Source organism: Acinetobacter sp. USHLN143 (assembly GCF_037145695.1).
Lineage (GTDB): Bacteria > Pseudomonadota > Gammaproteobacteria > Pseudomonadales > Moraxellaceae > Acinetobacter > Acinetobacter fasciculus.
Map to the genome: position 1 here is coordinate 22,268 of NZ_JBBCWZ010000002.1, position 21,822 is coordinate 44,089.

Annotated in this window: 20 protein-coding genes and 2 pseudogenes; 11 read left to right on the forward strand and 11 right to left on the reverse strand. The window is 44.6% G+C overall.

Annotated features, from left to right (window positions below):
- Nucleotides 1–108 precede the first annotated feature (108 nt).
- On the reverse strand, nt 109–342 hold the full coding sequence (locus WFH18_RS01060; RefSeq protein WP_005104028.1) for a hypothetical protein: 234 nt from the start codon (nt 340–342) through the stop codon (nt 109–111).
- A gap of 391 nt (nt 343–733) precedes the next feature.
- Here WFH18_RS01060 and WFH18_RS01065 point away from each other — a divergent pair, with 391 nt between their 5' ends.
- From WFH18_RS01065 to WFH18_RS01085, 5 genes and pseudogenes are all read left to right on the forward strand, one after another.
- Nucleotides 734–1,741 (forward strand): CobW family GTP-binding protein, encoded by a 1,008-nt coding sequence (locus WFH18_RS01065; RefSeq protein ID WP_164542736.1) that lies wholly within the window; start codon nt 734–736, stop codon nt 1,739–1,741.
- Between the two features lie 101 nt (nt 1,742–1,842).
- Complete coding sequence (locus WFH18_RS01070; protein WP_026055736.1) at nt 1,843–2,373, forward strand: YaeQ family protein; 531 nt, start codon at nt 1,843–1,845, stop codon at nt 2,371–2,373.
- Nucleotides 2,374–2,458: 85 nt separating this feature from the next.
- Complete coding sequence (locus tag WFH18_RS01075) at nt 2,459–3,082, forward strand: MgtC/SapB family protein (protein WP_005106283.1); 624 nt, start codon at nt 2,459–2,461, stop codon at nt 3,080–3,082.
- 86 nt (nt 3,083–3,168) lie between these two features.
- Nucleotides 3,169–3,507 carry an FKBP-type peptidyl-prolyl cis-trans isomerase gene (locus WFH18_RS01080; protein ID WP_004280661.1) on the forward strand — a complete coding sequence of 113 codons (339 nt, stop codon included), beginning with the start codon at nt 3,169–3,171 and terminating at the stop codon, nt 3,505–3,507.
- A 241-nt stretch (nt 3,508–3,748) separates the two neighbouring features.
- Nucleotides 3,749–5,560, forward strand: a pseudogene (locus tag WFH18_RS01085) (sensor domain-containing diguanylate cyclase).
- On the opposite strand, the pseudogene WFH18_RS01090 reads toward WFH18_RS01085, so the two are convergent.
- Nucleotides 5,557–6,024 (reverse strand): annotated as a pseudogene (locus WFH18_RS01090) (GNAT family N-acetyltransferase). The pseudogenes WFH18_RS01085 and WFH18_RS01090 sit on opposite strands and share 4 nt — an antisense overlap.
- Nucleotides 6,025–6,395: 371 nt before the next feature.
- Between WFH18_RS01090 and WFH18_RS01095 the strand changes: the two are divergent.
- The 3 genes from WFH18_RS01095 to WFH18_RS01105 all read left to right on the forward strand — a co-directional run bounded on the left by WFH18_RS01095 (nt 6,396) and on the right by WFH18_RS01105 (nt 8,063).
- Entirely contained in the window at nt 6,396–6,881 is a 486-nt protein-coding gene (locus tag WFH18_RS01095) for a hypothetical protein (protein ID WP_004645804.1), read from the forward strand.
- Between the two features lie 259 nt (nt 6,882–7,140).
- Nucleotides 7,141–7,416: a hypothetical protein gene (locus WFH18_RS01100; protein WP_005252614.1), complete on the forward strand. Its 276-nt coding sequence runs from the start codon at nt 7,141–7,143 to the stop codon at nt 7,414–7,416.
- Between the two features lie 149 nt (nt 7,417–7,565).
- Entirely contained in the window at nt 7,566–8,063 is a 498-nt protein-coding gene (locus tag WFH18_RS01105) for a DUF2505 family protein (RefSeq protein WP_004280652.1), read from the forward strand.
- 121 nt (nt 8,064–8,184) lie between these two features.
- On the opposite strand, the gene WFH18_RS01110 is transcribed toward WFH18_RS01105, so the two are convergent.
- From WFH18_RS01110 to sdsA, 9 genes are all read right to left on the reverse strand, one after another.
- Nucleotides 8,185–8,859, reverse strand: a complete 675-nt coding sequence (locus tag WFH18_RS01110; protein WP_005252612.1) for a DUF1345 domain-containing protein — start codon at nt 8,857–8,859, stop codon at nt 8,185–8,187.
- 198 nt (nt 8,860–9,057) lie between these two features.
- Entirely contained in the window at nt 9,058–9,507 is a 450-nt protein-coding gene (locus WFH18_RS01115) for a YbjQ family protein (RefSeq protein WP_004731922.1), read from the reverse strand.
- A gap of 3 nt (nt 9,508–9,510) precedes the next feature.
- Nucleotides 9,511–9,867 (reverse strand): YbjQ family protein, encoded by a 357-nt coding sequence (locus tag WFH18_RS01120; RefSeq protein ID WP_005104015.1) that lies wholly within the window; start codon nt 9,865–9,867, stop codon nt 9,511–9,513.
- Nucleotides 9,868–9,975: 108 nt separating this feature from the next.
- Nucleotides 9,976–11,442, reverse strand: a complete 1,467-nt coding sequence (gene adeK, locus WFH18_RS01125) for a multidrug efflux RND transporter AdeIJK outer membrane channel subunit AdeK (protein WP_164542738.1) — start codon at nt 11,440–11,442, stop codon at nt 9,976–9,978.
- A complete protein-coding gene (locus WFH18_RS01130; RefSeq protein ID WP_336754557.1) occupies nt 11,442–14,618 on the reverse strand; it encodes an efflux RND transporter permease subunit in 3,177 nt (1,058 codons plus the stop codon). The genes adeK and WFH18_RS01130 overlap by 1 nt, the downstream gene beginning before the upstream one ends.
- A gap of 13 nt (nt 14,619–14,631) precedes the next feature.
- Complete coding sequence (locus WFH18_RS01135; protein WP_071850753.1) at nt 14,632–15,894, reverse strand: efflux RND transporter periplasmic adaptor subunit; 1,263 nt, start codon at nt 15,892–15,894, stop codon at nt 14,632–14,634.
- 36 nt (nt 15,895–15,930) lie between these two features.
- A complete protein-coding gene (locus WFH18_RS01140; protein WP_164542741.1) occupies nt 15,931–16,536 on the reverse strand; it encodes a phosphatase PAP2 family protein in 606 nt (201 codons plus the stop codon).
- A gap of 151 nt (nt 16,537–16,687) precedes the next feature.
- Nucleotides 16,688–18,736 carry a site-specific recombinase gene (locus WFH18_RS01145; protein WP_164542743.1) on the reverse strand — a complete coding sequence of 683 codons (2,049 nt, stop codon included), beginning with the start codon at nt 18,734–18,736 and terminating at the stop codon, nt 16,688–16,690.
- 15 nt (nt 18,737–18,751) lie between these two features.
- Nucleotides 18,752–19,729, reverse strand: coding sequence for an All-trans-nonaprenyl-diphosphate synthase (sdsA, locus tag WFH18_RS01150; protein ID WP_164542744.1), 978 nt, complete (start codon nt 19,727–19,729; stop codon nt 18,752–18,754).
- Between the two features lie 445 nt (nt 19,730–20,174).
- Here sdsA and rplU point away from each other — a divergent pair, with 445 nt between their 5' ends.
- The 3 genes from rplU (at nt 20,175) to lolA (ending at nt 21,702) form a co-directional block, all read left to right on the forward strand.
- Nucleotides 20,175–20,486, forward strand: a complete 312-nt coding sequence (rplU, locus tag WFH18_RS01155; protein WP_004280640.1) for a 50S ribosomal protein L21 — start codon at nt 20,175–20,177, stop codon at nt 20,484–20,486.
- Between the two features lie 19 nt (nt 20,487–20,505).
- Nucleotides 20,506–20,760 carry a 50S ribosomal protein L27 gene (rpmA, locus tag WFH18_RS01160; RefSeq protein WP_004280639.1) on the forward strand — a complete coding sequence of 85 codons (255 nt, stop codon included), beginning with the start codon at nt 20,506–20,508 and terminating at the stop codon, nt 20,758–20,760.
- Between the two features lie 246 nt (nt 20,761–21,006).
- Nucleotides 21,007–21,702: an outer membrane lipoprotein chaperone LolA gene (gene lolA, locus WFH18_RS01165; RefSeq protein WP_004280638.1), complete on the forward strand. Its 696-nt coding sequence runs from the start codon at nt 21,007–21,009 to the stop codon at nt 21,700–21,702.
- The last annotated feature ends 120 nt before the right edge of the window (nt 21,703–21,822 follow it).

Genomic DNA, 21,822 nt, shown 5'->3' on the forward strand with positions numbered 1-21,822 from the left:
AAGCATGATTCAGCATCGAATAAGATCGGGGCAGTATAGGACAAAGCCTACTGGAGAATTACTGTCCCTGATATCTTCATTGAAGGATTAAACGAGTCGTTCAATCACTTAACGTACAGCAGGTTTTGCAGGGGGCGTGCTTTCCGCAGCAGCTTCAGAGGCAGCAGGCTGCTCTGCAGATGCGCCTGCAACTGGAGCATTTGATTCAGGTAATTCCTGAGTAGTCACAATCACTTTTTCTTCTGCAGTGGTGGTTTTCGCATCTGTGGTTTTGCTGTCAGCAAAACTGGTGGCTGCAGCAGCAGTAAGCGTAGTGGCAAGTAAGATTTGTGCATATTTCATTTTTGGCATCCTTTTATTCATGTCATGTAATCTGCTGAACTGACCATCACATCAATTCGACAGATGCCCATCCTAAGCACAGGAATTTTACTGAGCAAATCAATTAACAAAAGCGACACGCAGGGAATAACTGAGCAGATACAAAACTGAGAAAGTTGTTTTATTTCTGTTAATTATGCAGAGTTTTATTTAATGAAAGTGTGTATGAATATTTCAAAAATCAAATTTGAAATAAAAGTTAACATAGAAAATTGATAATTTTGGATCATTCCATTAATTTTTATCTCTGTGATTTTCACATCGTGTTTGCGAAGAACACGCATTTTAAAGTCACACTGTGCTTTATAATGCAGAGTATTGCTATTTCTATTCAATCTCTTGAGAGTCGATTTTGAAAATTCTGTCAGCGTCGCAGGCTATTCCTGTCCATATCATTTCCGGATTTTTGGGTGCAGGTAAAACCACACTACTCAAACATTTATTACAGCAAAAACCGGAACAGGAAATCTGGGCTGTGCTAATGAATGAATTCGGCCAGATTGGGGTAGACCAGCAGTTATTGCCGCAAGATCAGGGTTATGCGGTCAAAGAGCTGTTGGGTGGTTGTCTATGTTGCAGTAGCCAGTTACCGATGCAGATTGCCTTGTCACGCCTGCTGTCAGAAGTGAAACCGGATCGTCTGTTTATCGAACCTACCGGACTGGGGCATCCTGGCCAATTACTGGAACAGCTGACCGAACCGCACTGGCAGAGTCATTTAAACATGCAGGCATTGGTCACAGTGGTAGATGGTTCACGTTTGCATGATCGAGACTGGACTCAGCAAAACCTGTACGCAGACCAACTCAAGGCAGCGCATATTGTGGTGATTTCACATACTGACTTGATGACAACCGCAGACCACGCAGCACTCACGCAACTTCAGACAGAATATCAACCTTATGCCCAACAGTGGTTGTTCACCGAGCATGGACAACCCGATATCGAACTGATCAAGCAGGACTATCGGGGTTCCGCCCGTCAGATTCAGCCTTTGTTAAAACAGCAACAGACCACCCGTTCAGCAGATACGCCCTTAGTGATTCAGCAAATGCCTTATCATTATGTAGAAAGCGCGCAGGGTTATCAGGTTGCGGGCTGGAAATTGCCAAAACGCTGGCAATTCAATTTTTATGATCTGCTGGATCTGCTCTGTGAACAAAAAGACTGGCTCAGAATCAAGGGAATTTTTAATACGGATCAAGGCTGGAAAAGCTTTAATTTTAATCCTGAGCAGTTTAATTATCAGTCGGCAGATGAAGGCATTGATAACCGGGTAGAAGTGATTTATCAACAGTCACGGGATTGGCTGGCCTTTGAAACTGCCCTGATGCAATGTCGTATGGATCCAGAGAAATAATGGTACTGTTTCTAGTGCGCTGAATGAATTATTGGCCTAAATCTGTTCAGCAAAATAGCGCTAAATCTTATATGCTAGGCGCCAAATTTGAGGATTATGTGATGGCGTTAAAAGCGACGATTTATAAGGTTGATTTGAATATTGCGGATATGGATACGCATCGTTATGAGGATTATCAGCTGACGATGGCGCTGCATCCTTCAGAAACCATTGAACGCTTGATGGTGCGTATTCTGGCCTATGCACGCTATGCCGATGAAGCACTGGAATTTACCAAGGATCTGTTTGAAACCGATGAACCGGCACTCTGGGAAAAGGATCTGACCGGGCAACTGGTCAAATGGATTGAAGTCGGTAGCCCGGACGAAGATAAAGTCAAAAAGGCCAGTGCGCGTTGCAAGCAGGTCGCAGTCGTCACCTATGGTTCTGCGGTGGATGAATGGTATAAGCGCAGCAGCAAATTAAAAATCTTAAAAAATGTGGAAGTGTGGAAGTTATCTACCGCAACCACCGACGCATTGCCACAGTTATGCGAACGCACCATGCAGTTACAGCTCAATGTGATGGATGGTGAATGGACCTTGATTGGCGATCAGGGCCAGGTGCTGGTGGAGTGGGAACAGTTACAATAAGGCCAAATAAGGATGCAAGTCTGGACTTGTATCCTGTAGCTCAAATTGCGTATATCTGAGGAATAAGAATACGCAGGGTTGCACCATGTACCATGAACTTTATGATTTACTGCTAGCTGTCGCGATCGGCGCAATTATTGGTGCAGAGCGTGAGTATCACAGTAAATCTGCCGGACTGCGTACCATGATTATGGTCAGTCTGAGTTCCTGTTTATTTACCATTATTTCCCTGAAAATAGGCGTGGCCAATCCTGACCGGCTGGCCGCCAATGTCTTGACTGGACTAGGTTTTCTAGGTGCTGGTGTTATCCTGAAAGATGATAACCGTATTTCTGGAATTACCACCGCGACCACCATCTGGATGACAGCCGCACTCGGCATGGCGGTCGGTGCAGGCTATGAACTCTTAAGTATTTGGGCTACTTTTATTGTCATGGTGGTGCTGGTTCTATTGATGTATGTACAGCGCGGCATCGAATCTCTGAATCAGGAACGCAATTATGAAATTGTCTGTCCATTTGATGAAAATGATTCCAATCACTACGAAATGCTATTTAAGCGTTACAAGCTAAAAGTGGTGCATTCCTCACAAAAAAAAGTCGATCAACAGATTGTCGGACGCTGGATCCTGATGGGATCGGCCAAGAATCATCAAGAATTAACCCAGTATTTACTCAATGATAAGAATATTCAGGAACTCAGCTTTTAACCCATCAATGACCCAGACTTAAAAAAACAGAGCAATCCGGTTTATACTGAGCTTTGAAATTTTATGCTCCTCTCAGGTAAATAACCATGATCAACGAACTTGAAATTATTGATTTAAAAGTAGGTGAAGGTAAAGAAGCGGTGAAAGGTGCCTTAATTACCACGCACTATACTGGCTGGCTGGAAGATGGAACCAAGTTTGATTCTTCTATTGACCGTGGTAATTATTTTGAAACCGTCATTGGCACAGGTCGTGTAATCAAAGGCTGGGATCAGGGGATTCTGGGAATGAAAGTTGGCGGTAAGCGTAAACTGATGGTGCCTGCACATTTGGCCTATGGCGAACGTAAAATGGGTAAAGTCATTCCAGCCAATTCTAACCTGATTTTTGAAATTGAACTGTTTGATGTAAAAACACGTGATTAAAATGATTTAACTTTCTGAATATAAGTTATATTTTTTATTAAAATATGTACGGTGATTCCGGTGCAGTCGCTTCAAAATAGGCTGTGCCGGAGAAGCTACAAAAAACATCTAAAAAGATTTGAAATCAAAAATATTCCTTGTAAATTATAAGAATAATAAAGAATTATCTTGAGATAGAACGTATTTGCATAACTTGATAAGGAATGTCTGTTTTTTCGTATTTGTCTGTGCCTTTAGCTGGATGACTTGCATCACAAGTTCAGCAATCGCTCAGGATGAACTCCCGTCGCCGTCATTTCAGCAGCAATCTCACGACCATATTGCTGAAGTCCATTTTACCGAACATAGTACGAGTCCTTTGCAGGGAAAATGGCTGTTTTATCCGAGCCAGTTTATTATTTAGCCCAGTCCTGTACTGCAGTCAAAAACAGTTAAATTACCAGCCTCTTTTAAAACTCTGGCGGGTTCAAATTCTGGCTACGGCACCTTTATTGGCTATTTTAAAATTCCGAAAGAATTTATCGGGCGACGCATCGCGATTCGGATTCCGACCCAATACGGTGCCTATCGGGTATATGTCAATGGACAGTTTATTGTTCGGCTCGGGGAAATCAGTACTACACCTGAAAAGCAGGTGACTGAAAAAGCACCGCGTATTGGCTATTTTGTTCCAGAAACTGAATATATTACTTTAAGCATTCAGGCTTCCAATTATACCCACTTGCATGGTGGTCTCGAACGACCGATGCAGATCGGCGTTGCAGGTACCATCAATCGCCAATTCCAGCAGCTCATGATGAGTATTGCCATGGTGTGCGGCGCGGTACTTGGGGTGGGGATGTTTACTATTCTGTTTTCGGTCTTCAGAGGATCACGAGAACGTAACAGTAAAAGTATCTTTGTTTTTGGCTGGTTTATTGTCTTTTTGGCCCTGCATAACCTGTTTTCTGCACCCTATGCCTATTCGGTATTTACCAATATTAACTGGCTGTGGGGAACCCGCTTAGAGTATCTGTTTACTTTTGTTGCTGCCTTCTTTTTTCTCAGTTATATGCATCTGTTTAATCGGCGCTATTTAAATCCGGTGATTTATTATATCGCGGTGGCCTTACTGGTCTTTAACATTATTTTTACCCTATTTTCACCTCCTGAGATATTTGAACGACTGGCCCTATTTAGTGCGATTTTCGCCCTGGTCATCATCGGTAATTTTATTTACGGCTTTTATCAGACCTTACGTTATAAAGAGCATTATTCACGTCTAAATCTGATTGCGATTATTTTCCTCTGTGTCACTTTTTTGAATGATTATCTGTTGCTGATCAATGTAATTAAAACCACGCATCTGTTCTTTATCTCAACCAGTATCTATGCCTTATTAATCATGTTTCAGCAGTCCAGACATTATGCACATCAAACTTATGAGACTGAACAGCTAAACCTGAACCTGATCGCACTCAATAATTCGCTCGATCAAAAAGTCAAAGAGCGTACCCAGCAGCTGCGTGAAGTGAATGCCAAACTGGAACAGCAGATGAATATTGATGCACTGACCGGAGCTTTTAACCGGCGTGCCTTAAATCATGAAATCCAGCAGCAGTTTATACAGACCCAACAACAGCCGCAACATACCTTAATTTTTGCCATGCTCGATGTCGATTTTTTTAAAAATTATAATGACTACTATGGCCACTTAAAAGGCGATGAAATCCTGAAAAATCTGGTCAGGATTATTCAAGGCACTTTGCCACCGTCTGGCTATCTGGCACGTTATGGTGGTGAAGAGTTTGCGATTCTGCTCACTGGAATGCCGGTTCAAACTGCCCTTAAAAATCTGGAAAATGTGTTAAACCAGATTCGGGAACAGCGTATGCAACATCTGAATCGGCCAGATGCAAAAGATTATGTTACGGTTAGTATGGGCGCGGCCTGGGTTGAACAAAAACATGGCTATGCAGATATTCATGAATTGATGAAAGCGGCAGATGTGCAGCTCTACGCCGCCAAACAGGCAGGACGTGATCAGTTGAAAATTGAAAAAGAGGCCGATTAAAAAACATATTTATACAGATAACGCGATTCATCTTCTGACTCGGCAGAATGTGGATGAAAGCCGCAGTGTTGATAATAACTTAAGGCAGTTTGAGTAGACTATATTTCAATCTGATGAATTTTTTTCTTTAATAAAGCGTGATGCATTTGATGAAATAACTCGGTGCCAAACCCCAGCCTTTGGCAGTGTTGGGCCACATAATGCATCCGGATTTCTCCAGCATCACTGACCAATAAGAACCCGACGACCTTGTCATAGATGAGATAAACCCAGCAATCGTTATACAGCATATCGACAATCAGGCTGGCATGATCAAACTTTTCTAGCCAGGTTTGAATTTTGCTTTCTTCACGCTGATGATCCAGTACACAGGACTGAATGCTGTCATGAATGACCTGAATAATTTGAGGTATATCTTCGACCCTCCCTTCACGAATCATAATATTATTCATTTTCTCGAACATTTATAGGGAAGGTTTATTTGATAAAAAAGAAGAGGGTAAAAAACAGAACAATATTGTAGTTTTTTGAGCATCTTTGCTGTGATTTATCAATGTGAAGATTGGTTCTGTTGCTGATTTGTCCTGTTTGTTTATCTTAAGTTCTTAAATCTCATTACAGCGTTAAAAATAAAAAATCAAAGTAAATCCATTTTTAAATAAATCGAAGTTCGAATCTGGGCACAAATGAGCAAGCAGAGAAGATAAATAGTAAAAATAAGCCTCAAGTTTGCACTGTATAAAAAATAGACGTATGCTGAGTCAAAAGGGACTATTCAAATGAATCTTGATCCTATAACCATAAAAATAAAATTAGTCACATGAGATCATCCACCATGCTGAAATTACTGCTGTTGTTATGTGTTTTATTCATGTTGAATGCTGCCTGGATCGTCGGCAGAAAGATCTATAAAGCTCAGCGCCATCTGGTGTGTCAGCGTCCAGAAAAACCGGCACAGATTTCTAGCATGACAGAGCAAGAGGTCATCGAGCAAGAGCAGCAAGTACATCTGGTGGATGCTTATGAACTGGAACTGTTTGACGATGTGGCACAGCTATTCTTTCAACGGCAGGTGCATATTGAGAATCGGGCACAGGCCGAACAGTTACAGCAAGAACTATTACAAAAAATGCCGATGCACAGTGGTACCCAGATTCGTCAGATGGATTTAGGCGAATGGTCTATTTTCTGGAATTTTTATGATCAGTCACTGGAATATTATGTCGGTCGCTATGGCGTATTCTATGCACATGTCGACCGTTTTGGAGAAGAGCACCGGCATGAAATTCGTAGGGAACTTTTGCATTCTGACTGTGCTTAGAACACCACTTTCAGTCATTTTCTACGATTGAAGATCTCAGACTACGTACTTAAGCCATTGCAATTCAGAAAAGGTATCTCATGCCTTAGCTCAGATTTTTTCTGCCGCTTGGCGGAAATAGCCCATATAATTTATCTCCTTCAAGCCATAATCTTGCGCTAGAAAAACCTCAAGACTCGTGAATCCTATTCTTGAAATAGTCATTTAAAATGTACGAAGTCTGGCGAACAATGATCCGGACTAAAAAGGCAGGAGCGCTATGATCATTGGTTTTCATCAAGCACAATTACAGAAGTTTATTGCACTCGCGATGAAGATCGAAGCTGAGCCTGAACTGTATTTGCAGTTTGATTCGGTCTCGGATTTTTATAAGACTGACTGGTTGCAGGATTTTCCGGTTGGTACAGAATACTATATTTCCGGTCTGGACGATGGTGCCGATGAGTTTCATGCCGTGATTTATTATGGTGAAGCACAGCTACAGATCAGCTGTGGACAAGCACAGCTTTCAGTAAAACTATGTTGCAAACATTGACCGGATTGCCGGTATTTCCCGATAAAAGAATAATGACATCCGCTATAAAGTTGATATAAATTGCAGAGTCATCTCTGTATCTGATTTTTATTCGCATCAGCCGAGAGTGGCATAGGCGAATATCGTAATAAAAATAAGGAAAAAATAGCATGGCACATCAGTTCACCGTGAAAGCAATTATCAATGGCGTGTCTATTGATGAATTTAAGCGTTTGGCCAATGATATTCGTTTGCATGAGGCAGTTTGCCATCGAATTCCTGCGCAAAACTTGGAAATCCTGGTTTCGGAAAAGCAGGGGCATATGTATACCCTGAAACGCGCTTATAATCTGGATGTTAATATTCCTGATATCGCAAAAAAATTACTCAAAGATGCATTCCGTTTGCAGCGTACCGATGTTAGCGATCTGAATGAAATGACTTCGACGGTACAACTCGGTGCGAACTTGCCGATCGAGGCCATTTGTCAGCGTGCAGTTACCGGAGATGAAGACCAGATCCAGTTCCAGCTAAACTGGACAGTCAAAGTCAAAGTGCCTTTGCTGGGTGGCATGCTAGAAAAGCATGCTGAAGGTGAGATTCGTAAATTTAGTGAAATTGAACTCAGCATCGTCGAAGATGAATTGCGTAAAGGTCTCACCGCTTGAAGCAATCAAAAAGTGTGATTGACTTAATTTAAAAACTGCTCAGGTTAGACGCAGGATAGTAGTAGCTGATTGGGCAGTAGATCGCTATTTTCAGGGTACTGCCACTATCCAAAAAACTTTTTTAAGTACTGATAAAGTTTGCCGTCACGTTAATGCTGATGGCCAGAATGGTGGTATTGAATCCGTAGGCCAAAAGCAAATGTAGGGTATTGAGAACCCGCATGGATTGGCAAGTAATGGATACATCTGCAGTTTGCGCAGAAGTCCCGATGATATAACTAAAATATAGAAAGTCCGGATAAGTCGGTCTGGTGGTATTGGGGAAATCTAGTCCGCCTTGTTGCTGTTTATCGAGCGCCAAATAAAAGTCATGCGCATAATGAATTGCAAAAATCGTATGCATCAAGAACCAAGCTGAAATAATGGTCAGAACTGACAAGATTAAATGACCGGTTCGGATGGTGGTATCTTGGGGTAAATGATTAATTTCAATAATAATCGCAATAAAACACATGATCAGGGTGATGATCACCAGAAACAGAATGATCCATTTACTGGCATCCTGTTGCATGGCGCGTTGCAGAATATGAGCATGATCAATACGCCAGAGTTTTTTTATGGTCAATAATAAATAAGCGTAAATCGCGATATTCCAGCTGATTAACAGGCAGCTTGACCAGCTCAAAGGGGTGACTGTCTGTAAAATCAGATAAAATCCAATAATGGCTGGGAAAATAATAAAGAAATACAGACGGGATTGAAGTGCCGTTTTTATAGATTGAAGAAGCTGCATCATGCCATTTATATTTGTTTTGCTGACTTCTCAAGATCCTAGCACAGAACCGTTTGCAATAAAGAAGATTGCAACGGTCTGAGTTATTTCCTCTACAACATTTCATCCTAAAGGTGTCGAACTGATTCGAGTTGAGTCATTTGACTGCGCGGATCGCGTAGCAGGCGTGATTATCTCAATAGATTTTTTCTGAACTGATGTTTAAACGGATTGAGCGGGTTGTTGGATTGCAGTGCCATAAGCAAAGACTTCCACCATGCCACCTTGCATACCGAGTTCAGTCGTGCTGAGCCGAATGCCCATAATCTGAGTCGCACCAATTTTTTCGGCTTCCAGTTTTAAACGTACAATCGCTTCACGTCGTGCGCGTTCTACTACACTTTCATAGCTGGTCAGACGGCCACCCAGCATATTCTGTACATTGGCAATCGCATATTTAAAATAATCATGGGAAATGACCACATTGCTGCTGATCATCTGTCCGGAATATTCAGACACAACGAAGCGGCTATTGTTCACCCGGATATAGGCCAGACGTTGTTCCTGTTCATCCAGATAACGAAAATGTTTACCTTCGTTATAACGTCCAAAACCGAAACCAACACTAAACAGAATGGCAAAAATGATGATCTGGAGAATTAAACCATCCATGCTTTAATCTGCCTGCGGAAAAGGGTCGGGCAATTTCGGCATGATCGGATCAACGACTACGGCTGTCCCATAAACAAAGAGTTCAGAAGCACCTTGGGCGATATTAGAGGTCGAGAAACGAATGCCGACAATCGCATTGGCACCCATACTACGGGCTTTTTCAATCATGCGGTTCATGGCTTCCTGACGGGATTCTTCCAGCAGTTCGGTATAGGCGGTAAGCTCACCACCGACAATATTTTTCAGGCCGGCCAATAAGTCACGTCCGACATGTTTGCTGCGTACGGTACTGCCGTACACCACATCAATTTGCTGGCGAATGGTATGTCCCGGTACAGATTCCAGATTGCTAAGTAACATGTGCATGTTTTCTAAATAAATCGCTAGTCTATGACAATAGGAAAACTGCCTCGAAAATGCAATAAAAAAAAGCCCACCGAAGTGAGCTTTTCCTGATCTGTCTGGAATTTATTGCGCTGGTTGTTCTGCCGCACGGCGCTGTTCAGATACAGACGGTGTATTCGGCAAGGTATCCGTCGTATTGACTTTCAAGCCGCCCCCCAGGGTTTTGTAGACTTCAACCTGATTGTTCAGATTGGCCTGTTCAAGCAATAACAAACCTTGTTCTGCTGCATAAGACGCACGCTGTGCATCCAGTACCGTCAGATAGCTGTCAATTCCGGCGCGGAAACGTGCCTGAGACAAGCGATAGGTGGTGTTGGTTGCTTCGACCAGGCGGCGCTGAGCTGCAAGACGATCACCAATATTCTGACGTACCGCCAAAGCATCATTCACTTCACGGAAAGCAGTCTGAATCGACTTTTCGTAATCTGACAAGGCAATTTGCTGATCGGTTTCAGAAATACGGATATTGGCCTGACGGGTACCCCAATCAAAAATTGGAATATCCAGACTCGGACCAAATGACCAGGCAAAACTGCCCGACTTAAACAGGTCGCCTAAATCCGTAGAGGCATAACCTGCTGAACCGGTCAAACTAATCGTCGGGAACAGGCGTGCACGTGCTGCCGCAATATTGGCACCTGCCGCAGACAGACGGTATTCTGCTGCACGAACATCTGGACGGTTAATCAGCAGATCACTTGGCAAGCCTGAACCCAATGCAGTATTTGAAGTGATGCGGGTCACGCGTTGTGCTGGTAATAAATTCGCAGGCACTTGCTGACCGACCAGCAGGTTTAACAGGTTTTGTGCCTGTGCCACCTGAGTTCGGTAATTCGCAACATCATTACGTGCTGTTTCAACCGAGATTTGCGCCTGACGCACTGGAAGCTCGCTATCAATCCCGACATCAAAACGTTTCTTGTTCAGATTGAACGATTCAAGCTGGGCTTTCAGCGTTTGTTCAGCCAAAGCCAGATTAGCATTGGCAAACGAGTAGCTGAGCCAAGCCTGAGATACCTGACCAATCAAGGCAATTTGCGTCGCATCTCGCGCACTTTGGGTTGCCAGGAAGTTATCTAGCGCATTGTCACGCAAGCTGCGGACACGTCCCCAAAAATCCAGTTCATACGCAGTTACACCCAGTCCGACATTATAAGTTGTCACTGCACCACGATTCTGCGAATTCATGGTGTCCTGGCGCAATACGCTACCACTGGCACCAATCGTCGGTAACTGGTTGTTTTCAGTAATTTGATACTGTTGCTGAGCTCGTTGAATATTGAGGGCAGCAATACGCAAATCACGGTTATTGTTTAATGCCAGATCCAGCACTTGTAACAGGCGCTGATCGGCAAAAAAGTTTTTATAACCTTGTTCTGCTACAGAAGTACCAGACGCATTGGTATAGCTGCTCGGGATATTTGCCTGTGCAACCGGCTCTGGACCACGCATGCTTTGACAGGCTGTCAAAGCAAGCGCAAGGGCAGATACCGCAATGCTACGACCTGTAATAGACCATACATTTTGCATTACGACTTATACTCCTGATTTTGTTGTTTTGGTTTGTATTTAAAGATACTTCGAATCCACACGTAGAATACCGGGATAAAGAAGATACCTAACAAGGTCGAGCTGATCACGCCACCAAGTACACCATAACCGACTGAGTGCTGACTACCTGCACCTGCACCTGAAGCCAGGGCAAGCGGCAATACACCAAAACCAAAGGCCAAAGTGGTCATGATAATTGGACGTAAACGCATTTTCGCCGCATGCAAGGTTGCTTCGAATAAATCTTCACCTTGCTCTTGTAGCTCTTTCGCAAATTCCACGATCAAGATCGCATTTTTCGCAGAAAGACCAATCACGGCAATGATCGCCACCTGGAAGTAAATGTTATTCGACAGGTTCGGGTTTTGCAGCAGCACCATCCCGCCATAAGTCATGAGCAATGCACCGACGATACCCAATGGCACCACCAGCAGAACCGAGAACGGAATCGACCAGCTTTCATACAGGGCTGCCAGACACAGGAATACGATCAGGAGTGACAGGGCATACAGGAACGGCGCCTGTGCACCAGATTCACGTTCTTCCAAAGACAGACCGGTCCATTCGAAGTCAAAGCCGGTTAAGCCCATTTCTGGTAACTTCGCCGCAATTTCTTCCATGGCCACCATGGCATCACCCGAACTGATTCCCGGAGCCGGTGTACCTTGAATGTTCATCGACGATACGCCGTTATAACGTTCAAGACGTGGTGAACCATAGGTCCATTCGCCTGTGGCAAAGGCCGAGAAAGGCACCATTTCACCGCGATTATTACGCACATACCACTGGTCCAGATCTTCCGGCATCATACGTGAGCCAGCTTCACCCTGAACATATACCTTCTTGACCCGACCGCGATCAATGAAGTCATTGATGTACGAACCGCCCCAAGCAATACCCATAGTACTGTTAATTTCGGCAACGCTGACACCCAGTGCACCTGCTTGCGCATGATCCACAATGACACGGTACTGAGGAGTATCTTCCTGACCGTTTGGACGTACACCTGCCAGACGCGAATCTTGTGCTGCCATGCCCAGGATTGCATTACGTGCTGCCAGAAGCTGGTCATGACTTTGACCACTTGCAGCCTTGAGCTGTAAGTTGAAGCCAGCCGACACACCCAGTTCAGGCATCGCAGGAAGCTGCAATGGCATGATATAAGAGGCATCTTTGACAATCATGTTCAGCGCCATACCACGTTGAATAATGGCACCGACCTGAGATTCCGGACTGTTACGTTCAGACCAGTCTTTCAGTTTAATAAAGGCCAGACCTGCGTTTTGTCCCACACCGGTAAAGGAGAAACCTGCCACACTAAACACCGACTCGACATGATCTTTCTCGTTTTCCAAGAAATAGTTGGTCATGGTGTTGACCACTTTGTCGGTACGTTCCAGGGTAGCATTTGGCGGTAGCTGAACCAGCGCCATAACCACACCCTGATCTTCATCCGGCAGGAATGAAGACGGCAGTTTCTGGAACAGCAGCACGATAATACCCAGCACTACTGCATAGACAATGCCTGAGAAAATCTTGCTGTGGGTCATGCGATTTACGCCGCCCTGATATTTCACCGCCACATTGTCAAAGCTGCGGTTAAACCAGCGGAAGAAGCGGGCAAAGATACCGTTACTTTGCGGCTTGTTCGGATCATGCTGTTTCAGCAAGGTCGCACACAGGGCAGGGGTAAAGGTTAATGCCACTATCAGCGACAAGACCATTGCTGTGACCAGCGTAATCGAGAACTGACGATAAATAACCCCGGTGGTTCCACCGAAGAATGCCATAGGAACGAATACTGCTGACAGCACCGAGGTAATACCAATCAGTGCGCCAGAAATCTGTTTCATCGACTTTTCAGTCGCAGAAACCGGATCCAGATGCTCTTCCACCATGACCCGTTCTACGTTCTCGACCACAACAATGGCATCATCGACCAGAAGACCGATCGCCAGCACCATGGCAAACATGGTCAGGGTATTAATCGAGAAGCCGAAGACGTTAATCACGGCAAAGGTACCCAAGACCACGACTGGAACGGCCATGGTTGGAATGATCGTGGCACGCCAGTTCTGCAGGAACAGGAACATGACCAGGAACACCAGGATAATCGCTTCGATCAGCGTTTTGACTACGCTCTTGATCGACAGTTCAATAAATGGTGTGGTATCAAAGGCCAGTTGATCGACCATGCCTTGCGGATAGTTCGGACGTAACTGTTCTAAGCGTTCTTCAACCGCTTTTGCTGTATCAAGCGCGTTAGCACCTGTGGCAAGTTTAATTGCCACACCACCAGCCGGTTTGCCATTAAATTTCGAATCAAACTGATAGTTATCTGCACCGAGTTCCACCCGTGCAACATCACCCAGACGAACTTGCGCGCCCGAAGTGGTATTTTTTAGGAAGATATTGCTGAACTGTTCTGGGGTTTGTAACAGGCTTTGAGCCGTTACGGTTGCATTCAGCACTTGACCTTCAACAGCAGGAGCACCACCAAGCTGACCCACCGCAACCTGTGCGTTCTGGGTGCGAATTGCAGTCGCAATATCGCTCGGTGTTACTTGCAGGCTGGCCATTTTGGCCGGATCTAGCCAGATGCGCATCGCATAAGAGCCACCAAAGACCTGAACTTCACCAACCCCGGCCACACGGCTTAAAGGTTCAGAAATATTCGAGTTGACATAGTCTTTGATGTCATCGGCGGTCATGCTGCCATCAGGTGAATAGAAAGCCAATACCTGCAGGAAGCTGGCGCCTGATTTGGTAACACGCACACCCTGACGCTGTACATCTTCAGGCAGCAGGGCAGTCGCAGACTGTAATTTGTTTTGAACCTGAACCTGTGCGATATCAGGATCGACACCTTGGTCAAAGTTTAAGGAAATAGACGAAGAACCATTACCCGCACTGTTAGACGAGATATAGCGCAAGCCATCCATACCGTTCATCTGCTGCTCGATGATCTGGGTCACTGTATTTTCAACAGTTTCAGCAGATGCACCCGGATAAGTCGCAGAAATAGTCACGGTGGGTGGCGCGATGGTTGGATATTGTGCAATCGGCATTTTGCTGATGGTTAAAATACCCGCCAGCATAATGACCAATGCAATCACCCAAGCGAAAATCGGGCGATGAATAAAGAATTGAGCCATGAACCATTACTCCTTATGCATTTGCAGCAGGTTTTTGTTCAGGTTTCTCTTTAGTATCATCTGCCTTTTTCTCGCTCGTTGCAGGCTGTTGCGGTGCAGCACCTTGTGGCGCAGCAGCTTGAGGTTGATAAGGTTTTGGTACAACTTGCTGTTCAGGTTTTACTTTCGCAATACCATCTACAATTACTTTATCGCCTGGATTCAGACCTTCGGTCACAATCCAGTTACTGCCTTGGGAACCAACGGTGGTCACTGGACGTGGCGTCACTTTATTGTCAGCACCGACCAGCATCGCCATCGCCTGACCTGTTGGGGTACGGGTCAAAGCTGCTTGCGGAATCAGGAAAGCATTCGGTACTTCACCCTGTACGATTTGCGCAGTGGCAAACATACCTGGCAAAAGCAGGTGATTTTTGTTCGGGAATACTGCACGTAAAGTCACAGTACCTGTTTCAGGGTTCACGCTGGCATCAGAGAATGCAAGACGGCCTTCAACCGGGTAGATACTGCCATCTTCAAGCTTCAACTTGACTTTGGTGTTGTTCGAACTGTTCAAGCTGCCTTGATTAAGCTGTTGACGTAAACGTAAAAGCTCAGCACTTGACTGGTTGATATCTACATAGATTGGATCCAGACGCTGAATCGTCACCAATGGCTCTGGCTGATTCGCTGTTACCAAAGCACCTGCCGTCACAGACGAACGGTTGGTCTGGCCTGAAATCGGCGCGCGTACAGTCGAATAGCCCAAGTTGATTTCTGCATTACGCAAAGTTGCGCGATTGGCATTCAAATCAGCTTCAGCCAGTTTGACCTGTGCCGCGATGTCATCATATTCCTGTTTGGAAATGGCATTGGTACCGACCAGTTGACGGTAACGGCCTTCCTTCACACGCAATACGCCCAGATTGGCTTCAGCACGGGCAATCGCTGCACGGGCATTGTCTACTGTAGTGCGGTTGGTGCTTGAATCGATTTCATATAAGGCCTGACCTTCACGCACATAGCTGCCTTCCGTGAACAAGCGTTTAAGCACCACGCCACTGGCTTGTGGACGTACGTCTGAAATTTCAAATGCTGTTGTACGACCTGAGAGCTCTACAGACTGCTCTACACTTTGCGGTTGTGCAACAAGAACACCGACTTCAGTCGGTGGCATTTGTTGTTGAGCACCAGCTTGCTGGCCCTCTTTAGGATCTTTGCTACAACCAACAAGTGCAAGACTTGTTGCCAATGCGCAAGCAGTCAGGGCAGGTGCCCAAAGCTTTGCAGACATCATTATTCCACCTCTAATTAGATTTATATCTAAATTTTCTTATTTGTGAGCCGCGCAATATCTGATCCAGACCATATACCACAACGAAATCCAAATAAAACTGATACTCCAGCCGGATATGACATCTGAAGGAAAATGTACGCCCAGATAAACTCTTGAGATCCCCATCATCAGCATCCATACCACTGCACCGATCACGATGAGGGTATAACGGGAATGTTGCCGATGGATGTAAATTGCCAGACAAGCCAGACAGGCCGCATATAGACTATGGGCACTTGGAAAGGAACTTCCAAAGCTTTCAACCAGATGCAAGGATTCTGGTGGTCGGGGTCGGGCAATTGCAAATTTCAACAGCCAAGCTAGGAGAATTCCTCCGATAATTCCGATACATATAAAAATTGCGTTTGTATACTTTTTATACCACAGCAATGCAACAATACACCATAGCGTGGATAAAAATAATACAAACGGCATGCCACCTATTAAGGATAAGGACTGAGTAATTTGATTCCAAAACTCGGTGCGATACAGACTCATCCACTCCACTGCGTGCAAATCAAGCTTGCTTAAAGCAGGGATATTCAGGATGAACACACTGAAAATTAAAAATAAAATACCGACAAAAAGTAACAAGTAATGCATGCCAAAAATCCTTGTCCTTTTAACCGTTCGCAGATCGGTCAATTGTCTGACCAAAGTGTACTTGTCAGTACACTTTTTTTCAAGTGTGCGTATTTTATGCGAATTCCATTTTTTTCGTAAGGAATTTGTTGCTAAATATAGTGTAATTATCTCAGTTTTGAGTTTTTGTCGATGTATGATTTTCGTCAATTTCAATGCTTTGCTTGGGTGGCCAGAAGAAATCACTAGGTCGGGTCAGGAAGTGCGTCATGACCAGTTTTGCCAAAGGTTTCCACTGTTCAAAACGCACCCGGCGTGCGCGTAAGGCTACAATAATCGTCAGAGTGAAACTGACAAACAAGTTGGTCAGGCCAATGAGTAACACACCCAGAAAAGACACTACGATCAAGCCGATATCGGGACCATTGATCGTAATTAGACCCTGAATAAAGTTGGCAGAGGCAAAGGCGATATGGCGAATATCCAGTGGCAGACCGAGAATAAAACCAATGGTGCCCATACTGCCGAGCATGATCCCGAAAATAAAATTACCCGCCAGTGCACCCAGATTACGTTCAATATAGTCAGCAAAACGGTAAAGACGCTCTTGCCCCATCAGCTGCGATAAACGCACATGGGCTTTCAGTCGCGGGCCGACTTTGCGATAAACGGCCATATTGTCAAAATAACCGGCCAATAATCCGGACAGGAACAAACATACTCCGGCAATCGCTGCATGTGGAATTGCCAACGAAGTAAACGGATTCAGGTCATGCAGGGTTTTGGCAGCCTTGGCATGATTCATTAAAGGTTCATGCAGCGCAAAATCCCACAGCAGGGTAATCAATGCTGCTACAGGAATCGCAATCGAAATATTGCCCAGAATTGCCACAAACTGGGTACGGATAATATTCACAATCAGCGCAGCCAGCTCGGCAATTTGCGCCATTTTTGAGCCTTTGCGTTGCTGGACTGTGGCCGCCAGTGCAGCGGCTGTCATCGCTGGCTGTTTGGTCGCCACGGTAAAATGCAGCACATGAATCAGCATAAAACCCAGCGAATAATTCATGCTATAGCTAAAGGCCTGCATGAGAGGCGCCATGCTCAGGCGTGTCATCAGGATTTTCAGGGTGGCCATCGTCGCGATGATTGCACCTGCACCGGCGGCCGATTTGTACATGGCCAGAAAGCCTTTTTTGTCAGTACTGACATAGTGCTCGCCGGTTTTACTAGCATTCTCAGTCACCTGCAAGGCCAGGAGTTCACTATTGGTCGCCAGCAGGGCACGTACACTGCGTTCGCTATAAATCGCTTCAGTGATATCTGCAATAAACAGGCCGATGGACTGGTAGCGCAGGTCATCCTCGTCCATGACCATGTTGAGCAGGATTTCAACCCGCTCCAGACACTGCTCCAGCAGTGCCAGCATATAGGTCAGACTCACGCTGACCCCAATCCGTTTGGTAGAGCGGCGAATTTTTGCCACGACATCATGACACTGTTCCAGCATCACCAGTGCTTGCGAAGCATCTGGCGGGGTGATCGAATCGACCAGCGTGACCGTGTTATAGCGTTTTTTGTATTCCTGAATAAATTCGTTAATCTCACGGTTCTGCACCAGAAAAGGAGATTCATATTCCATCAGTTCCGGCTGTGCATTAATAAATTCAGGATGCAGACCAATACCACTGATCCGATACGACAAAATGGTCAGTGCCTTGATCAGTTGATCTTTAATGCGGGTCTTTTCAGGCTGATTGGAGTGACCCTGATTGAGAACTGAAAATAAGCGTTGCCAGTCATCTTCATCAAAATAATCCAGCCAGTATTTATCGGTCGGCTGATAAAAAACCTTGCGAAATAATTCTTGTAATTGCTGATGATCCGGAATAACTGGCAGGATATGCGCGCCAATACGCTGATTGAGCTGATTCCAGAAACCATCCAGAGACAAAATACCGGTATCGGAAAACAGACTGGTCTGTTTATAACGGTTAATGATCCGCAGGGTAAATGTCTGTAATGCTGAAACTGCATTCGGCGTCAATAATAAAGCCTGGATAAATGCATTGAACTTTGCTTCGATTTCTTCGGTATTTCTGCTGTCTTCCGGTCTGATTCTTTCAATCAGTTCAATGAGAAGATTTTCATCCAGCACCGCCTGAGGTTGCTCAAGCTGATGCTGCATGTTTTGGAAAAGATCAAGAAAATTAATATGCATAGGCGAGTTTAAAGATTACTGAATTCGGTGTAGGGCCAGTTTGGCCAGATTAATCAGAGCTTGACGATACTCAGAGTCAGGTAATGCCTGCAAGGCATGAATGGCGGTTTCCGTTTCTTCAGTCGCACGTTGACGGCAATAGTCCAGTGCCCCGGACGCATTGACAATTTGAATGACTTGATCGAGATGTTCTGTACCGCCAGTGGCAATACTGCGACGGATGATTTCATGTTGCTCACCGGTGGTGTTTTTCAGTGCCGCAATCAATGGCAGGGTCGGTTTACCTTCCATGAGATCATCACCAATATTTTTGCCGAGCGTGTCCGCATCGGAGGTGTAATCTAAAATGTCATCAATAATCTGGAAAGCATTGCCGAAATGTCCGGCAAAGGTTTTTAAAGGCTGACGGAATTCATCTTTATCCGACAAAATGGCAGCACCTTCGGTGGCCAGTTCAAACAGGCGCGAAGTTTTGCCATGAATAATATTCAAATAAGTCGCTTCAGTGGTTTCCGGTTGATGCTGGGATTGTAGTTGCAGCACTTCACCTTCAGCAATTTCACAGGTGCCGGTCGAAAAATCTTTGAGCAATACCATGTTATTCAGGTCGACCAGCAAATCAAAAGCACGTGAAATCAGAAAGTCACCGACCAAAACCGCAGTCTGGTTATTCCAGGTGGCATTGGCCGTCGGGCGGCCGCGACGCAGACCGGATTCATCTACCACATCATCATGCACCAGTGTTGCGGTATGCAGCATTTCAATGATTGCAGCCAGTTTACGGTGCGGCTCTAAATTTTCAGCACCACACGCCTTGGCGGCCAGAAGGCACATAATCGGGCGCATACGTTTGCCACCCGCTTCCACCACGTGTTTACTGACGGCCATCACTAATGCAACTTTTGAGGTAATTCCTTCATTAATGAATGTGTCCATCGCAGCAAAGTCGTTAGCAACAGGAGCGAGAATGTCTTGCTTAAAGTCGATGGTCATGTGAAAGAAAACCTCTAGTCTGGTAAATCGCTGGGCGTAGTTTAACAATTTATAACATGAGTGAAACCTAAGAAATGCATAAACTCCACTAAAAATCAGCTTTTTATAGATCTTATGTAGATTCGATCCATATTTCGAGCCATAAAAAATCAGGAAAGCTCAGGGGAGTCGCCCTATTCATCAGGCTGAGTATATTAATCAAAATGGCCGGATTTCTGCTGTATTATTTTGTTGCTGAATATATCTTGAGTATTTGATTTGATAGAAATTATTTAATAGTTAAATAATTAGCGCATCCTGCTCATTATTATTTCAGTAAAATGGCTTGTTGTTTTTTTGAATATCCCTTAAAATCCTCGCCCTTAGATATCCCCCAGTGGCGTACGTCTTAAGTTCGATATATTCCTTTATCGGCACGACGACACGGGCTTGTTTGGAGTACATTATGTACGCAGTAATCCAAAGCGGTGGTAAACAGCACCGTGTAGTTGAGGGTGAAACCCTTAAAGTAGAATTATTGAAAGCTGAAACTGGCGCGACTATTACGTTTGATGACGTATTGATGCTTGTTAACGGTGAAAGCATTCAAATCGGTGCTCCAGTTGTTGCTGGTGCTACTGTAACTGCTGAAGTAGTTAGCCATGGTCGTCACGACAAAATCCGCATCATCAAAATGCGTCGTCGTAAACACTACCGTAAACAACAAGGTCACCGTCAATGGTTCACTGAGTTGAAAATTACAGCTATTTCAGGCTAATTACGAGGAGTAAATAGACATGGCAACTAAAAAAGCCGGTGGTTCGACTAAGAACGGTCGTGATTCGAATCCTAAGATGTTAGGTGTTAAAGTTTACGGTGGTCAAACTGTAACTGCAGGTAACATCATCGTTCGTCAACGTGGTACTGAATTCCACGCTGGTCAAAACGTTGGTATGGGTCGTGACCATACATTATTTGCTACTGCTGATGGCGTAGTAAAATTCGAAGTGAAAGGTCAATTCGGCCGTCGCTACGTATCTGTTGACGCGTAATTCGCTGAGATAGAAAAAAGCCCACAGTTATTGTGGGTTTTTTTATGCCTGAAAATTAATAGGCAGATTAAGCGACATTCCATAATGTAAAAATTGTCCTGAAATCTTCATAATGATGAACAAAAAAACCGGTTTCGAATTAATAACAATACAAAAGTTCTTATTTTCTATCATTTTAGCTTTTAATTTTCGTTTAAGATGAGCTATCAAATAAATTGCGATCACGCAAAATATAAAGGTGAAATTATGAATATGCTTCGTAAAACCGTCTGTGCTATGGCTCTGGGTGCAGTGACTTTAGCACCGGTGATGAGTACAACCGTGTTTGCTGCACCTGTGGCAGCTTCGGAGCAACAGGCAACAGCCAGTCTGGTCAAGCAGCTCAATCATGTGCGTAGCATGACGGCAAATTTCGAACAAAGCACTAAGGTCACCAATCCGAGAGCGACCCAGAAAAAAGGTTTGACTGCACAACATATGAATCAAACCTTTAAAGGGGTGATGAAAGTCGCGCGTCCGGGTAAATTCTATTGGGAAACGACCGCACCGTCGAAGCAAGTCATTGCAACCACGGGTAAAACCGTATGGATTTATGATCCGGACTTGCAGCAAGCCGTTCGTCAAAGCTTAGATGAGCAGGTTGCCAATACGCCGGCGTTATTGCTGTCAGGAAACACCAGCCAGATTATGCAGTCTTACCGGGTGACTCAGCCAAATAAAGGCAAAACCTATTATACGCTGTATCCTAAAAATACCGATGGTGTGTTTGAAAGCCTGACCATTAGCTTTGGCGCGAACAAAGCACCAAGCTTGATGATCTTGCAGGATTCATTGGGACAAACCACTAATATCAAATTTAGCAATGTAAAAGTAAATAGCAGTATTCCAGCCTCCACCTTTAACTTTACTCCACCAAAAGGTACGGACATCATTGATCAATAAGCATCAATATGAACCAACTAAAAAAGCAACCTTTCGAGGTTGCTTTTTTATTGCCGATCATCAGGATTGTTTTGGACAGGCTACAAGGTTCAGCTATATCTAAACACGAGAGCATCTTAG

Bases quoted from the DNA above. Each gene is read 5' to 3' on its own strand.
- WFH18_RS01060 (WP_005104028.1), bottom strand. From the start codon at position 342: ATGAAATATGCACAAATCTTACTTGCCACTACGCTTACTGCTGCTGCA.
- WFH18_RS01070 (WP_026055736.1), top strand. From the start codon at position 1,843: ATGGCGTTAAAAGCGACGATTTATAAGGTTGATTTGAATATTGCGGAT.
- WFH18_RS01075 (WP_005106283.1), top strand. From the start codon at position 2,459: ATGTACCATGAACTTTATGATTTACTGCTAGCTGTCGCGATCGGCGCA.
- WFH18_RS01080 (WP_004280661.1), top strand. From the start codon at position 3,169: ATGATCAACGAACTTGAAATTATTGATTTAAAAGTAGGTGAAGGTAAA.
- WFH18_RS01095 (WP_004645804.1), top strand. From the start codon at position 6,396: ATGCTGAAATTACTGCTGTTGTTATGTGTTTTATTCATGTTGAATGCT.
- WFH18_RS01100 (WP_005252614.1), top strand. From the start codon at position 7,141: ATGATCATTGGTTTTCATCAAGCACAATTACAGAAGTTTATTGCACTC.
- WFH18_RS01105 (WP_004280652.1), top strand. From the start codon at position 7,566: ATGGCACATCAGTTCACCGTGAAAGCAATTATCAATGGCGTGTCTATT.
- WFH18_RS01110 (WP_005252612.1), bottom strand. From the start codon at position 8,859: ATGATGCAGCTTCTTCAATCTATAAAAACGGCACTTCAATCCCGTCTG.
- WFH18_RS01115 (WP_004731922.1), bottom strand. From the start codon at position 9,507: ATGGATGGTTTAATTCTCCAGATCATCATTTTTGCCATTCTGTTTAGT.
- WFH18_RS01120 (WP_005104015.1), bottom strand. From the start codon at position 9,867: ATGTTACTTAGCAATCTGGAATCTGTACCGGGACATACCATTCGCCAG.
- adeK (WP_164542738.1), bottom strand. From the start codon at position 11,442: ATGCAAAATGTATGGTCTATTACAGGTCGTAGCATTGCGGTATCTGCC.
- WFH18_RS01130 (WP_336754557.1), bottom strand. From the start codon at position 14,618: ATGGCTCAATTCTTTATTCATCGCCCGATTTTCGCTTGGGTGATTGCA.
- WFH18_RS01135 (WP_071850753.1), bottom strand. From the start codon at position 15,894: ATGATGTCTGCAAAGCTTTGGGCACCTGCCCTGACTGCTTGCGCATTG.
- WFH18_RS01140 (WP_164542741.1), bottom strand. From the start codon at position 16,536: ATGCATTACTTGTTACTTTTTGTCGGTATTTTATTTTTAATTTTCAGT.
- WFH18_RS01145 (WP_164542743.1), bottom strand. From the start codon at position 18,736: ATGCATATTAATTTTCTTGATCTTTTCCAAAACATGCAGCATCAGCTT.
- sdsA (WP_164542744.1), bottom strand. From the start codon at position 19,729: ATGACCATCGACTTTAAGCAAGACATTCTCGCTCCTGTTGCTAACGAC.
- rplU (WP_004280640.1), top strand. From the start codon at position 20,175: ATGTACGCAGTAATCCAAAGCGGTGGTAAACAGCACCGTGTAGTTGAG.
- rpmA (WP_004280639.1), top strand. From the start codon at position 20,506: ATGGCAACTAAAAAAGCCGGTGGTTCGACTAAGAACGGTCGTGATTCG.
- lolA (WP_004280638.1), top strand. From the start codon at position 21,007: ATGAATATGCTTCGTAAAACCGTCTGTGCTATGGCTCTGGGTGCAGTG.